The sequence below is a fragment of the Collinsella phocaeensis genome (assembly GCF_900119895.1).
Taxonomy (GTDB): Bacteria; Actinomycetota; Coriobacteriia; order Coriobacteriales; family Coriobacteriaceae; genus Collinsella; species Collinsella phocaeensis.
In genome coordinates, this window is record NZ_FQLR01000003.1 from 186,616 (window position 1) to 201,827 (window position 15,212).

The 15,212-nt window shown below is 65.7% G+C and carries 7 protein-coding genes; all 7 read right to left on the reverse strand.

The annotated features are described in order from the left end of the window. Positions 1-3 precede the first annotated feature (3 nt). The 7 genes from BQ7355_RS01520 to BQ7355_RS01550 all read right to left on the reverse strand — a co-directional run bounded on the left by BQ7355_RS01520 (position 4) and on the right by BQ7355_RS01550 (position 14,308). The gene (locus tag BQ7355_RS01520) at positions 4-4,914 is read right to left on the reverse strand and encodes a discoidin domain-containing protein (RefSeq protein WP_083581391.1); all 4,911 of its coding nucleotides are present in this window, start codon (positions 4,912-4,914) and stop codon (positions 4-6) included. Positions 4,915-5,516: 602 nt separating this feature from the next. Then, positions 5,517-8,036 (reverse strand): phosphoketolase family protein, encoded by a 2,520-nt coding sequence (locus BQ7355_RS01525; protein WP_072414605.1) that lies wholly within the window; start codon positions 8,034-8,036, stop codon positions 5,517-5,519. 411 nt (positions 8,037-8,447) lie between these two features. Next, positions 8,448-9,467 (reverse strand): LacI family DNA-binding transcriptional regulator, encoded by a 1,020-nt coding sequence (locus BQ7355_RS01530; protein ID WP_072414606.1) that lies wholly within the window; start codon positions 9,465-9,467, stop codon positions 8,448-8,450. 255 nt (positions 9,468-9,722) lie between these two features. Then, the gene (locus BQ7355_RS01535; RefSeq protein WP_072414607.1) at positions 9,723-11,630 is read right to left on the reverse strand and encodes an ABC transporter ATP-binding protein; all 1,908 of its coding nucleotides are present in this window, start codon (positions 11,628-11,630) and stop codon (positions 9,723-9,725) included. A 1-nt stretch (position 11,631) separates the two neighbouring features. Then, on the reverse strand, positions 11,632-13,362 hold the full coding sequence (locus BQ7355_RS01540; RefSeq protein WP_072414608.1) for an ABC transporter ATP-binding protein: 1,731 nt from the start codon (positions 13,360-13,362) through the stop codon (positions 11,632-11,634). Next, positions 13,359-13,835 carry a MarR family winged helix-turn-helix transcriptional regulator gene (locus BQ7355_RS01545; protein WP_072414609.1) on the reverse strand — a complete coding sequence of 159 codons (477 nt, stop codon included), beginning with the start codon at positions 13,833-13,835 and terminating at the stop codon, positions 13,359-13,361. The genes BQ7355_RS01540 and BQ7355_RS01545 overlap by 4 nt, the downstream gene beginning before the upstream one ends. A gap of 161 nt (positions 13,836-13,996) precedes the next feature. After that, positions 13,997-14,308, reverse strand: coding sequence for a CDP-alcohol phosphatidyltransferase (locus BQ7355_RS01550; RefSeq protein WP_072414610.1), 312 nt, complete (start codon positions 14,306-14,308; stop codon positions 13,997-13,999). Positions 14,309-15,212: the final 904 nt, after the last annotated feature.

Below are 15,212 nucleotides of genomic sequence, written 5' to 3' on the forward strand. Positions count from 1 at the left end.
CGGCTACTTGGCGCTGCGGCGGCGAAGGGCCACGCCCGCGCAGAGGGCGACCACGGCCGCCGCGGCGACGCCGCCGACGATGGCGAGGCTGTCATCGCCGGTCTGGACGAGCGAGCCGTCCGTGCCGGGCTTGCCGGGCTTGGCGCTCGGATCCTCGGGCTTCTGGGTGGGCTCATCGGTGCCGCCGCCCGGGACCTCGGCGCGGCTCCACTTGGCCGTGAGCACGAGGTCGGAGGTCACGGGGTCATCGAAGCTCCACTTCGCGGTCCAGCCGCCCTCGTGGCCGTCGGTGAACCAGCCCTCGAACTTCCAACCGGAAAGCTCCGGGTCGGCCTGGGCGGGAACCTTCTCGCCCTCTTTGACCTTCAGGACGATGTCCTCATGGCCGGGAACGCGGTCGTCGATGGTGACGGTGAAGGTCTTTCCCTCGGGCTCGGGATCGGGATCGACCGGAGCGCCCTCGAGGCGCAGCGCCATCATGGATGCGGCCAGCTCGCCGCGCAGGGCGTACGCGGAGTTGACGTCGCCGTCCTGCTTAGCCAGGCAGTCCTCGGCCTTCTTGACCTGAGACTGGAAGGCGGACCAGGTCTCGTCGCTGAAGCGGTCGTGATCGCAGGAGCCGTCCTGCTTCACGCCCTCGGCGACGTCGACGAGCTGCTGCAGGGCCTCGTAGTTGGGGGCGGCGGCCGCGTCGAGCAGGCGGAGCTCCGCCGCCGCGGCGTTGCCGTTGGCGCCCTTGACCCACACGAGCTTGACGGCCTTGACGTCGTCCTGGCGGTCGAAGGCGATGGTGATCGGCTCGGTGCCGCTCACCTTGAGGTCGCCCTCGGCGATCTTCTCGAAGGTCTTGCCGTCACGGGAGACCTCGATGCGGTACGTCTGGATGTTGCCGTTGGTGCCGGTCTGGCGCGGGGTGTACACGATGCCCTCGACGCTCATGGATTCCTTCGCCTCGAGGTTGAGCCAGTGCTCGCCCGAGGTGATGTCCCACTTGCTGTGCCACATCGTGTTGGGGTTGCCGTCGAGCACGTTCTTGGGATCCGAGCCGTCGGCCTGGAAATCGGATGCGGTCGCCGCAAGCAGGGCGGGATCGACGAAGCTGAGGTCGCCGCCCTTCTTCAGCTCGAGGGCGTCCAGCGCCCTCACGATGGCGGCCTCGTAGCCGTCGACCGTGGACTGCATGCTCGCGGGCAGGTCCTCGCGCACCTGGGCCCAGGCGGCCTGCACGCGAGCGACCGACTCCTCGGTGAAGAGCTCTGCGAGCGCTGCGGTGGCCTCGTCGCCCTGCAGCTGGGCGTACGCGTCGATGCGGCAGTAATCCGCCACCTCGTAGCCGGGCTTGCCGTCCTCGCCCGCCAGCTTGCCGCGAATCTGAGCGGCCAGCTCGGATACGGCCTCGGCGCTCGGGTCGGCATCGCGGAACAGGTCGTACGCCGCATCGAGCAGATCGCGCAGGCCGGGGACGTCCTGCACGGCGAGCATGCTCTCGGCGGTAAGGACCGCGTAGTCGAGCTCCATGGTGGAGGCGAACTCGGCATCGGTCGAGACGCGGACGTCGTCCACGTAGCCGCGAAACGCCTGCGTCTTGGAGCCGATGCGTGCCAGCGGCAGCATCGTCGTGGCCTTGAGGGCCTTGCCCTCCGCGGCCTTGTCGCCGTCGCCCAGGGTGTCGACGAGCTCGCCGTTCACGTAGAGCTGCGTCTCGGTCATCGTGTTCTTGAACTCGAGCTCGACCCATTCGTCGACGGGCAGCTCGTAGGCGAAGGAGAACCGGTGGTTCTCACGGGTGAACCCGACCTTGCCGGTTCCCTCCTGGACGGCCATGATCTGGCCGTACGCGGACTCGAAGAGCACCTGGGGATCGGTGGAGGCGCTCGTGCGCTTCACCTTGACGCGCAGGTCGTTGCCCAGACCTGCGGTGGAGAGGGCGTCGTCGGCGACGGAAGCGTAGGACTCATCGCCGTCGAACTTGAGGGCGCTGCGGCCGTCCACCTGCTCGAGCCTGGCGTTCTTGCCCTCGGCGAGGTCGCGGCCCATGCCGGATGCGTCGGACATGTCGTCCATGTTCCACTGGGCGATCTGGCCGGAATCGGAGACGGAGACCTCGTAGCCGAAGTTGGTGCTGGGCTCGTCGCCGAGCTCCTGCGAGAGCGCCTTGGCGTCGGCGGTGTTCAGCGCACCGCGGCCCCAGGAGTTGGCGCCGAAGAGGCCCGCCGCCGCGGTGATGCGGTCGTACACGTCGTACTCGGTGATGCCGTTCTCCAGGTAGTCGGTCATATCGTTCCACACCGCGAAGGCGCCGCCGATGACCTGCGGGTCGCCCGCCGGGATGGTAACCTTGTCGATGCTGTTCAGCGGGTCGGTGTAGACGACGTTGTCGTTCAGGTAGTCGTAGTAGTAGCCGGCGTTGGGCACGATGTAGAAGTGGCCGTCGTTGCAGTCGATGAGGTCGAAGCCCATCTCGTACATCTTGTCCATGTTGGCGTAGCCCCAGTTCCAGAGGTTGATCTGGGCGCGGGTGCCGTCCTCGCCGTCCACATGGATGGCGTCGCCCTGGGTGTACTGGGACAGGGAGCCCCAGACGCGCGGCGTCTTGCCGTTCTCGCGCGCGTAGTCGAACATCTCGTTGACGAACTTGCGGTACAGCGGGCCCGACTCCTCCTTGGAGCCGACGTTGTACTCGTCCGCGCCGATGTGGATCACGTCGGTGCCGGCGAAGACCGCGTCCTCGCCGCCGGTCAGGTACTCATCGAAGATGCTCTGGACGAACTCGAGGCTCTGGCCGAACTTCTCGCCGCGCAGATCGAGATGGTCGTTCTGGCGGCCGTCGGTGCCGTAGCGCAGGTCGGGACGGACCTTGGTGAACGCCAGGGAGTGGGCCGGGGTGTCGATCTCGGGGATGATGTTCACGCCGAGCGCGGCGGAGCGCTCGATGTACTCCTTGAAGTCCGCCTTGCTGTACCACACGTCGGTGGAGGTGAGGTCGGCCTGGTTGGCGCCGCCCTTCTTGATGTCGGACTCGAGGCGGAAGCCGGAGTAGGCCTGCATCGCGTCCTCGCCGTTGTTGGTGTAGTGCTCGAGCGGGATGAGGTTGTCGTTCAGGTGGATCTGGAAGTCGTTCAGCTTGAACCAGGCCATCTGCTCGGTCATCTGCTTGAGCCAGTCGAGCGTGAAGGTCTTGCGGCCCACGTCGAGGATGAGTCCGCGCACCCTGTAGAGCGGGTAGTCGCGCGCGGTGCCCACGGGGAAGGAACCCTCGCCCGTCTTCATGCCCTGCAGGATGGTCTTGGCGCCCCAGTTGGCACCGGCGACCTCCTCGGCGATGACGACGACCTTGTCGCCCAGTGCCTCAACGAGGTAGCCCTCGTCCTTGAGGCCGCGGGAGGCGTCGTCGGAGAGGCCGAAGAAGATGTCGCCGGACGTCGCGGCAGTGCCCTTGACGACATCGAGCTTGACGCCGGTCACGGTCGCGAAGTCCGCAGCGAAGTCCTCCGCCATGACCTTGAGGGAGTCGTCCGCGTAGACGGCGCGCTTGGCGGCCGTGGCGGCGAACGAGCCGGTCCCGCCGACCCACTCGCGCAGCTCGGGCAGGATGCGCGGGGCCGCGTTGGCGCCCTCGGCGGCCGTAAGGCTGCCGGGCACCGCCACGTCGAACTCCTTGAACGCGTAGTCGGTGTTGTCGGAATCGTTGACGATCTTGAACGACGCCTTCACCGTCACGTCGGAGATCGGACGGTAGATGGTGCCGTCCAGGTCGATGACCTGCTCGTAGTCGGTGCCGTTATAGGCGATGCTGTACCCCTCGGGTGCCTTGGGCAGCGTGTAGGACAGGGCCTTGGTCTCCGCGGTGACGGGGTCCACGACGATATCGTCCAGGTAGTCGGCCGGCTGCTTCGCAGGGGCCTCCGGAACCTTGTTCCACACCTCGAACTCCATGCAGGAGACGGCCTGCCAGCCCTCAACCTTCGTGACCTCGAGCTTGACGTAACGGCCGGTGACCGGAGACGCGAGCTCGATCTTGCTCACGGCGTCCTTGTTGCCCGTGACGGCGTGCACGGGCTTGCCCCAATCATCGGTGCTCTCGGACACGTAGATGTTGAAGTCGGCGGCGCGGTTCTCCGCGTTCTCCCACATCGCCTCGAGGTACGCGATGCTCTGCGAGGACCCCAGGTCGACGTACAGCCACTGGGTGGGCGCCTCCTCGGTCCTCCAGCGATCGGCCTTGCCGTCCTTCTTCTTGCCGTCGACGGCTCGGGCGCCGTCGGCGTTGTCGTAGTCCGCGCTCGCCTTGGTCGGGCGGCCGAGCGCCAGGTTCTGGGCCTTCTCGCCGGTCTCGGGCGCAGCCTCCTCCTGCTTGTCCGCATAGACCTCGAACTCGAACAGCGAGACGGTGGGATAGGTGTCAACCTTGCCGTCCGGGTCGTCGGACGTGAAGCCGGTCACGTACAGGCGCACGTAGCGCGCCTCGACCGCATCGAAATTGATCGTGCTCTCCGTGGATGCCGGGCGCTCATCCGTCTCGTAGACGTCCTTCCAGCCCCAGGCGGACGCGTCGTCGCCCTTCGCATCCTTGTCTGCCAGGACCTGGACCTTGAAGCCCGTCGCCTTACGGCTCTCCCAGAACGCCTTGACGGAAGAGACCGTCTGATCGCTTCCGAGGTCTACGTACAGCCAGTGCGCGCCGTGGCTGCTGTCCACGCCGCTGCCCCAGCGGGAGCTCTTATCGGTGGTGTTGCCGTCGACCGCGAACTTCGCGGCGACGGAGGGCGCTTCCTCGCTGTCGGCGATGGCGGTCTTGCCGAGCGCCAGGTTTCCCTCGGCGGCGTACGCCGCGGGCGCGGCGCCGACGAAACCCCCAAACGCGAGTGCGCACGCGAGCGTTGGGGCGAGCAGCCCCCGTACTCGTTGCTTCATGCAGCCTCCTTCCTTTCGACCCGACACAGCCCGGGCTATCGTGCATGCATCCCGGATACGGTATCGGAGCTTCGATGCCGTGGTACGGATGCGACGGGGGTCGGTAGGAAGGAACAAGGGCCGACATTGATGCAGAATTCCTTCTACATCGATGGGAAAACGTTCGACCAATCTCCCATCTTTCTTATGAGTATATGCATGATTTCTTAGTAATTATTCATTCTTACTGACGGCATGTCAATCGCTCAACGGCATGCATTTTACGCCAGACGGTTAATCTGCTCATGTTTTAGCACGTAGACGTATTATCAATTGCATACCAGTCAGATGGTATTCATCTAATCCTATAATGCCAATTGGTATCTGATTATACATACCAGAGACATCAATCCGAAAGAAGGACGGACATCGATATCCTATGGTCGCGAAAGCGTCCGCCCACCTGGCACGGCAGGTGCCGTCATGCGGAGACGCGATTCTGGCGCGATGACATAGCGCATGCCCCGTATCACAGGGTCCTGCTGGACAACAACGGGCCCGCAGGCGAGAACCTGCGGGCCCGTCGACGGGCCTCTATGCGCTAAGCGAACCGAGACGCCCGGCTACTCGTTGTCGCCGGCGGTCATCTGGGTCGCGGAGAGCTCGCCGTCCATCGAGGCGGCGGCGTCGGGCCAGACCCACTCGGTGAACGCCGGGTGATCGTAGCCCTCGTCGACCGCGAAGCGGAACGCCTCCTCGCGGAACGCCTCCCACTCGTCCACCTTGGCGGCATGCGCGGCATCGCCGGCAGCGGCGTCCACCAGGCGCAGGGCGTCGGCGGCAAGAGCCCAGCGGTCCATGTTGTTGAGGCGCAGCATGTCGAACGGCGTGGTCGTGGAGCCCTTCTCCTCGTAGCCGTGGACGTGCCAGACGTCGTGGCCCGGGCGGTTCCACACGAGTCGGCGGATGGTGCCCGCGTACGCGTGGAAGCAGAACAGGACGGGCTTCTCGCCGGCACCGAAGAACTCGGTGAAGCGCTCATCGCTGATGGCGAGGTCGTTCTCGCAGACGTTCTGGATCTTCAGCAGGTCGACGACGTTGACGAACCAGACCTTGACACCCTGCTCGCGGAGCAGGTCGACGGCGGCGAGCGCCTCGAGGGTCGGAACGTCGCCGCAGGTGGCGACCACGATGTCGGCCTCCTCGAGGCTGGCAGCGGTGCTCGCCCACTCCCAGGCGGCAAGGCCCTCGGCCAGCTCGGCGCGGGCGTCGTCCACCGTGATGAACGTCGGGGCGGGCTGCTTGCCGCAGAAGATCGCGTTGACGCAGTCGGTGGAGGTGTAGGCGCGCTCGGCCACGGCGAGCGCCATGTTGGCGTCGCACGGATAGTAGGCGTTCACCACATGGGTGTCGTTGGCCTTGTTGAGCAGCAGGTCGATGAAGCCGGGATCCTGGTGGGAGAAGCCGTTGTGGTCCTGGCGCCACACGTGGCTCGTCAGCAAGATGTTGAGGCCGGCGATCGGGGCGCGCCAGGGGATCTCGCGGCGGCAGGCCTCGAGCCACTTGCAGTGCTGGTTGACCATGGAGTCGACCACATGGACGAAGCTCTCGTAGGTGCTCCACACGCCGTGGCGGCCGGTCAGGGTATAAGCCTCGAGGAAGCCCTCGCACTGATGCTCGGAGAGCTGCTCGACAACCTTGCCGGCGGGCGCCAGCAGGTCATCGTTGTCCGCGTCGGCGTAGTAGCCCGCAGTCCACTGCTTCTTGGTGTACTTGTAGGCGTCCTGCAGACGGTTGGACGCGGTCTCGTCCGGACCGAAAATGCGGAAGTCGTCGTTGGCGGCCACCACGTCGGCGGTGTAGGCACCGAAGACGCGCGCGGCCTCGGTGGCGCCCCAGCCATGGCCCTTCTCGGCCACGGGGACCTCGTGCGCATGGATGTCCGGCAGCGTGAGCTCACGGCGAACCTTGCCGCCGTTAGCGTTGGGGTTGGCGCCGATGCGCAGGTCGCCGGTGGGCATGAACGCGGTGACCTCGGGACGGATCTGGCCCTCCGGGGTGAAGAGCTCCTCGGGATGATAGGAGCGCAGCCAGCCGCGCAGCACGCGGAAGTGCTCGTGGGTGTCCTTGGCGCTCGCCAGCGGCACCTGGTGCGCACGCCAGGAGCCCTCGGTCTTCTTGCCGTCGATGTGCTTGGGGCACGTCCAGCCCTTGGGCGTGCGGAAGACGATCATCGGGTAGACAGGACGGGTCTCGTCGCCCGCCTCGGCGTTGGCCTTGATGTCGCAGATCTCGTTGAAGACCTCCTCGAAGAGGTTCGCGAAGCGGCGATGGATCGAGGAGTGGGGCTCGTTGTCGAAGCCGGCGACGAAGAAGTACGGCTTGTAGCCCATGCCCTCGAAGAACTTGGTGAGCTCCTCGTCGGAGATGCGGGAGAGCAGGGTCGGGTTGGCGATCTTGTAGCCGTTGAGGTGCAGGATGGGCAGCACGATGCCGTCGGACTTGGGGTTGACGAGCTTGTTGGACTGCCAGGAGGTGGCCAGCGCGGCCGTCTCGGCCTCGCCGTCGCCCACCACGGCGACCGCGAGCAGGCTCGGGTTGTCCATCACGGCGCCGAAGGCGTGGGACAGGGTGTAGCCCAGCTCGCCGCCCTCGTGGATGGAACCCGGGGTCTCCGGGGCGAAGTGGCTGGGGATGCCGCCGGGATAGGAGAACTGGCGGAAGAACTTCTGGAGACCGGCCTCGTCATCAGTGATGTCGGGGCGGATGTCGCGGTAGGTGCCGTCCAGCAGGGACTGAGCGGTGCCGGCCGGGCCGCCGTGGCCGGGGCCCATCAGGAAGATGGCGTTCTGCTGATGGTCGGCGATGAAGCGGTTGACGTGGCCGAGCAGGAAGTTGATGCCCGGGGTGGTGCCCCAGTGGCCGACGAGGCGGTGCTTGACGTCGGGGCGGCCGAAGTCGCGGGTCTCGCCGGTCTTCTCATCCGTCCAGTCCTTGCGCATGAGCGGGTTGGAGCGCAGGTAGATCTGGCCGACGGACAGGTAGTTGGCGCAGCGCCAGTAGCGCTCGACGCCCTCGAGCTCCTCGACGGGTACGGGGCCGTCGAGCTTCTTCCACGGTGTTCCGAGGACGGGCTGGGTCATGGTTCCTCCTTCTCGACGCCGGTTTCCGGCGATATGGACGCAACGCGCGGGGCGGCCTCTCTCGCCTCCACACCGCGCGCGAATGCCGATGCGCGGCGCGCGGGACATGGTTCCGTGCGCTTATCTGCAGTATAAGCGCTAAAACGTTTTACCTCTACGAAAAAACGTTTTATCTTTCGCGTCTTTCCGCCCGCTTGCGTCATGGTTTCTCCAAACGGTCCGTCGGGGTGCGTCGCGGCGCCCCGACGACGCGCGGCCGCGGCCGGGCCCCTGCCTCCCGAGCCTCTGCCCACGCGCATCGCGTCGCGGCGCCCCTCCGCAAGAAGGCCCCGCGGTCCGGGCGCCCCTATCGCCCGAGACGCGGGGCCGGCTGTCTTCCTCACGCGAGCAGGCGCCCGCCTGCGCCCGAGGCTATTCCCGGTGCAGCGCGACGCTCCCCTGCACCTCGAGGTGCGGGGTGAGCAGGATCTCGATCGGGTCGGCTGCGGGGTCGGCCAGCTGGCGCATCATGAGGCCGATGGCGTGCTCGGCGAGCTCGGCGACGTTCTGGTCGACCGACGTCAGCGCGCTCTCGAACAGCGCGTCCGCGGCGCTGTTGTCGTAGCTCACCACGGAGTAGTCCACGGGGATGCGCAGCCCCGCCTCGTGCAGGCGCTTGAGCAGGCCGAGGGCGATGTTGTCAGAGCTCGCGAAGACGGCGGTGGCGTCACTTGCCAGCACGCCCTCGGCCGCTGCATAGGCACTCGCGATGTAGTACTCGCTCTCGAGCACGAGCACCGGATCGAGCGCGATCCCCGCCTCATCGAGTGCACGGCGATATCCGGCAAGGCGCTTGCGGCCCGTAACCGATTTCGCGGCGTTCACGATGCACGCGATGCGCCGGTGGCCCTGATCGAGCAGGTAGCGCGTCGCCATGTAGCCGCCCTGCTCGTGGTCGAACAACACCTTGTTGCAGTCGAGCTCATCGACGACGCGGTCCACCATGACGTACGGGGTCGGGAGGCGCAGAAGCTCGTCGGCGAGGGCGCCGTTGTCCGAATCGTCGTCCTCGACGACCAGGAACAGGCCGTCGACGCCGCGGGTCACCAGCAGGTTGACCAGGTCCAGGTCGTTTTCGGGGGACCCGTCCGAGTTGGTGATGAACAGGGCGTAGCCCTGGGCGCGACAGCGCTGCTCGAGGTTCTTGGCGAGCGACGAGAAGAAGCGGCTCTCGATGTTGGGCACGATGAGCCCGAACGTCTTGGACTGACGCGTCACCAGGCTGCGGGCGATCTGGTTGGGAATGTAGTGCTCGCGCTTCGCGACCTCCTTGATGCGCCTGCGGTTCTCCTCCGAGATGCGGCAGGGACGGTTGTTGAGGACGAGCGAGACGGATGCCGGCGAGAGACCGACCTCCTGCGCAATCTGCTTGAGCGTCACCTTGTTAGCCACGCGAATACACCTCATAGAGCCACGAAGCGCCCGTGCGCGCTCCCCTGCCGATATGATACCGCCGCTCAGCGTGGGGGTAAATTCTTTTACCATTCGTCGGCGCGCTCGCGCACGAACGGCCGTCCCGAGCCTCTCGCGGGCACGCCCCCCCGCGCCGCGCGACCCGACGCGTGCGGCCCGGTCCATCCGCAACGAAACGAGGCGGCAGGGATCCCGTCCCCGCCGCCCCGCCGGCTGCATCTCCGCCTTCGCGCGCTAGGCGAACTGGCTTCGGTACAGGCTCGCGTACGCGCCGTCGGCCGCGAGCAGCTCCTCGTGCGTGCCCTGCTCGATGATCGTGCCCGCCTCCATCACCAGGATGAGGTCGGCATCCACGATGGTGGACAGGCGATGCGCGATCACGAAGCTCGTGCGCCCGTGCATGAGTGCCTCCATCGCATGCACGATGGCGTGCTCGGTGCGCGTGTCCACGCTCGAGGTCGCCTCGTCCAGGATGAGGATCTTGGGATCGCAGAGCATCGCGCGCGCGATGGTGAGCAGCTGCCGCTGGCCCTGGGAGATGTTCTCCGAGTCGTTGGCGACGTGCGTCTCGTAGCCCTGCGGCATCGTGCGGACGAAGAAATCCACATGGGCGGCACGGGCGGCGCACTCGATCTCCTCGCGCGACGCGTCGGGCTTGCCGTAGGCGATGTTCTCGGCGATGGTACCGTCGAACAGCCACGCATCCTGCAGGACCATGCCGAAGTTGCTGCGCAGCTCGCCGCGGTCCATCTTGCGGGTGTCCACGCCGTCGAGCGTGATGTGGCCGCCGTCGACCTCGTAAAATCGCATGAGCAGATTGATGAGCGTCGTCTTGCCCGCGCCGGTGGCACCCACGATGGCGATCTTCTGCCCGGGCTCGGCCGTGAACGACACGTCGCGCATGAGCGGCTTGTCCGGGGCGTAGCCGAAGCGAACGTGCTGAAACGCGACGCGGCCCTTCACGGGACGGCTCACGTGGGCGGCGACGCCGGGCTCGGGCTCGGGATCGATCTCGGGCTCGTCCAGGATGTCGAAGACGCGCTCCACCGAGGCCAGCGCGCTCTGCAGCGTGTTGATGGTCATCGACATCTGCGTGAGCGGTTCGGACGCTTGGTTGATGTACTGGAAGAACGCCTGGAAGATGCCGACGGTCAGCTCCCCGGCGATAAGCATGCCGCAGCCGATCACCGCGATGACGACCTGCGCGAGGCGCCCGATGAAGCGGATCGCCGGGCCGGTCGCGTTGGTGAGGAAGTCCGCGCGACGGCTCGCGTCGGCAAGCTTCTGCGCGAGGTCGTGGATCTCGGCCGAGCTCTCCCGCTCGCGGTTGAAGGATCGGATGATGATGCGCCCGCTATAAGCCTCCTCGACGGCACCCGTCAGGTGGCCCACCCACTTCTGGCGCTCCGCGGCGAACTCGAGGTTGCGCCTTGCGGTGAGCTTGGTCACCAGCACCGAGAGCACGGAGAAACCGATGAACACGGTGGCGAGCAGCGGGCTGTACACGTACATCATCACGACGGCGCCGGTCACGCCGCCGACCGCCGTGAGCAGGCGCAACAGGCCGGTCTGCAGGACCTCCGACATCTTGTCGAGGTCGTTGGTGGCGCGGCTCACGACCTCGCCCGGGCGGTGCGCATCGAAGAAGGCGAGCGGCAGACGGTTCATCTTCTCCGCGAGCTTGTTGCGCAAAGACAGGTTGAGGCGCTCGGCGAAACCGGCCATCGTGAAGCACTGCAGCGTGTAGAACGCCGCCGCGAGCATCCATACGCACAGGTAGACGGCGATGGCGCGACCGCCGGTCTCCCATCCGACGACGAAGGGCTCGCCCTGGGAGAACGCACGCTGGATGCTCGCCCAGAGCACGTCGATGACGTGCGCCGAGAACGCCGGCGCCGCGACGGAGAACGCGGTGTAGAACGCGATGGAGACGATGACGAGCACGAACCTCCAGTGCTGGTCGCGCGCCTCGCTCCACAGGCGCGCGACGGTGCGCCGGATGTCGCGCGGCACCTCGGCCTCCTCGGCGCCCGGCGCACCCGCTCCGGCAGCGCCCCCCGTCTGCACCGCCTGCTGCACGATGCGCCCCTCCTCGGCCTGGGCCTCGGACATGCCTGCGGTCCTCTCGACCTGCTCCGCCATGCTACTCGCCTCCCTTCATCTGCGACTCCGCGATGGCGCGGTAGACCTCGCAGCTCTCCATGAGCTCCTCGTGGGTGCCCTTCCCTTCGATCCGGCCGTCCTTCAGCACCACGATCTGGTCGGCGTTCAAGATCGTGCTGATGCGCTGGGCGATGATGAGCACCGCGGCATCGCGCGTCTCGGGAACGAGAGCGCGGCGCAAGGCGGCATCCGTCTTGAAATCGAGCGCCGAGAAGCTGTCGTCGAACACGAAGAGCTCCGCGGGCTTCATGAGGGCGCGCGCGATCGACAGGCGCTGGCGCTGGCCGCCGGAGAAGTTGGTGCCGCCCTGGGCGACCGGGGCGTCGAGCCCGTCCTTGAGCCCGAACACGAACTCGCTCTGCGCGACCTCGAGCGCATGGCGCATCCGCGCCTCGTCGGCGCCCTCGTCCCCGTAGCGCAGGTTGCTCGCCACCGTGCCGGAGAAGAGCCATGCCTTCTGCGGCACGTACGCGATGCGGGAGCGCAGGTCGCACTGGGACATCGAGCGGACGTCCCGGCCTTCGAAGCGCACCGCACCGTCCGTCACGTCATGCAGGCGCAGGAGCATCTTCGCGATCGTCGACTTGCCCGAGCCGGTCGGTCCGATGATCGCGGTCGTCTGGCCGCGCCTGCACGTGAAGGTCAGGTCGTGCAGGGTGTCCTCGTCGGCGTCGGCGAAGCGGAACGACGCGTGGTCGAACACCGCCACGTCGTCCTCTCCGTCGGCGTCCGCGGCCGCCGCAAAAGACGCGTCGCCGTCGACGATCTCGGGCACGCGATCGATGACCTCGGCCGCGCGGTCCAGGCACGCCTTGGCGCGCGGCAGCGTGAGGGCGACGATCTGCGCCATCATCACGAAGAAGAGGATGAGCATCGCGTACTCGAGCACGGCCGAGATGCTCGCGATCTGCATGGCGTGCGCGCCGACGCGGTTGCCGCCCACCCAGAGCACCGCCACCTCGGCGATGTTCATGAAGAAGAACGCTGAGCAGTCCAGGCCGGCGAACAGGAGGTTCACCTTGATGGCCCGGTCGGCGTAATCGGTGAAGACCTCGTCGAGGCGACGCTCGGAGTGGCGCTCCTTGTTGAAGGCGCGGATCACGCGAGCGCCCACGATGCTTTCGCGCAGAACGACGTTCATCCGGTCGATGAGCTTCTGCAAGCTCATGAAGATCGGAGCGGCCTTCGTCACCGTGACCACCGCGATGGCGAGCACGATCGCCACGACGAACGCGAGCAGGATGCCCATCTGGTAGTCGATCATGCAGGCCATGATGATGCCCGCCACCGCCAAGAACGGCACGGGCAGCACGAGCTGAATGGTCGCGATGATCGACTGCTGGATCACGTTCGTGTCGTTCAGCGTGCGCGTGATCATCGAGCCCGTGCCGAACTCCTCGAAGTCGCTGCTGGAAAACGCCAGCGATGCGTCGTAGACCGCGTTGCGGATATCGCGCGCGACGTTCGCGGCGAGCTTCGCGGCCAGGTAGGCGCCCGTCATGGCGCCGCCGCTCGCGAGCAGCGACGCCCCGAGCATGGCGAATCCCCCGCTCACGATGTAGTCGAAATCTCCCGTACCGATACCCGTGTTGATCATGTCCGCGAGCATCGTCGGAACCAGCAGCGTACCGACGTTGTCCACCAGCAGGACCAGAAGCGTCACCGCCGTGAGCGCCCGATACGGTTTCATGAACCTCAGCAGCAGCCTCATGCCGCACCCCCGTTTCCCGTTTCGCCTTCCCCGTCTTGGGCCGACATCGCGTCGAGCTCAGCCTCGAGCGCCGCCGTGTACCGGCCGATCAGGCCCAGAAGCTGCTCTCGCTCGCATTCCGCAAGCGTACCGAACGCGCGCCCTTCAGTCTCCATCGCCGGGACGATATCCGCCGCCGCAAACGCACGGCCCGCCGGCGTCAGCACGGCCCGCTTGTTCTTGCGGCTCCCCTCCTCGAACTCGAGGGTGATCAACTCACGTGCCTCCAGGGTCTTGAGCGCCGAATTGATCGTTTGCTTGCTGAACGCCCACGACGCAGCCAGCGTTCGGAGCGATTCCGCGCCTCCGGCGCGCACCAGCGCGTACATCATCCAGTAGGCGCAGCTGGAAAGCCCGCTTCGTCGCGCGAGTCGGCTGTAGAGCCTGTCCACGACGTTGTAGAGGTAGTCGAATTCCATCGCGTTGACCGACATTGTCCCACCCCTCTCATTAATCCGAACTCGGACTATAAAAATGTAGTCCGAGTTCGGATTACCGTCAACAGCCACACGGCTGAAACACAGCGCACCCGCCGGTTGCTCTGCAAATGCCGGCGGGTGCGCTGCGGGAAAGGGATGTGGCGGGGTGTCAGCCGTTATTCGGGCTTCTCCCAGCCGTCCTGGACGGACTCGAAGAACGTCGCCTCCGTGCAGAGGTCGTGGACGCTCTTACCGTCGCGCCACGGGAGCTCGAACAGCTCGGAGAGGGTCGGGACGAGTTCAGAGCAATCCGAGAAGCGGCCCTTCTCGTTCATCTGTGAGCAATCCTGCACGCGCCAATAGCCATCGGTATGGGTGATGTAATACTGGTCCTCATCGATGTCCATGAACACGCGCGTCTTGGAACGCAGGTAACCGAGCAGCTCCTCGGGAGTGAGCTGTATCGTTTCGTCAGCCTTCAATCCCATGATGGCCTCCTCGAACGTCGAGCGCCTCGCGGCGCGGTGGGTAAAAACCGTTACCTTCAGTAAACCCGCTTCAAATGCCACCGATACACTCAAATTGGTGGACGGCGCGCCATATGCGACAAGCGGAAAACCTGTTTCTCCCGAGCAAAGAGAAATACGTTTTATCATTCGCTCGTGCCAAGATCCGACTCTTCGTCTTCCGCTATCCGAACCCAGCAGCCTGGACCGTTAACATGATCCGAGCACGATGGCGCTTATAGTGAGGCCGCACGGCGGGACCGAGCAGACGATACCATGCCCCAAGATCCCATAGCGGTAAGGTTGAGGGGTTGTATTTTGTTATTTTTTACGTGACCCCCTGATTTTCTGGACAAATATGCCAGAAAATGGCGATGACAGAGGGTTGTTATTTGATGAGGAGTCGATGGAATACTCTGGATTGGGGTCCCGGCGCCGCCGATGAGCCTAGTTGGCGTACAGATGATGCTTTATCCCGCTTTACAGAAGTCGAATATGAGGAGCTCTGTTCAATCTTCCGTCACAATCTGGCATATTTGTCCAAAAACGTAGGGGGTTATGATTTATTTCCTATTGTATAACCCACTTCTGAGAAACGGAATCGGGCCGAACCCGCTTTGAGGCGGCGGTGCCCAACGGAAACCGTCTTCATGCGGCGGCCTTCCGCACAACTGGGTGCGGCGAAGGGAGACCTACGCAAGAAACTCGGGCGGCGCGGCGCCTGAGCTCTCAATTCAGTGCCTGTCCCTAAATTGAGGGAGCCACGACACCGACAGCCACGACCCCAGAGTGATCTGACCTGCCGGACCGCCCGGTGCACACGGCCCGCACGCACGACGGGGGCGCCGGCTATGCCGGCGCCACCGTCGCATCCATGCCGGGACCG

Bases quoted from the DNA above. Each gene is read 5' to 3' on its own strand.
- BQ7355_RS01520 (WP_083581391.1), bottom strand. From the start codon at position 4,914: ATGAAGCAACGAGTACGGGGGCTGCTCGCCCCAACGCTCGCGTGCGCA.
- BQ7355_RS01525 (WP_072414605.1), bottom strand. From the start codon at position 8,036: ATGACCCAGCCCGTCCTCGGAACACCGTGGAAGAAGCTCGACGGCCCC.
- BQ7355_RS01535 (WP_072414607.1), bottom strand. From the start codon at position 11,630: ATGGCGGAGCAGGTCGAGAGGACCGCAGGCATGTCCGAGGCCCAGGCC.
- BQ7355_RS01540 (WP_072414608.1), bottom strand. From the start codon at position 13,362: ATGAGGCTGCTGCTGAGGTTCATGAAACCGTATCGGGCGCTCACGGCG.
- BQ7355_RS01545 (WP_072414609.1), bottom strand. From the start codon at position 13,835: ATGTCGGTCAACGCGATGGAATTCGACTACCTCTACAACGTCGTGGAC.
- BQ7355_RS01550 (WP_072414610.1), bottom strand. From the start codon at position 14,308: ATGGGATTGAAGGCTGACGAAACGATACAGCTCACTCCCGAGGAGCTG.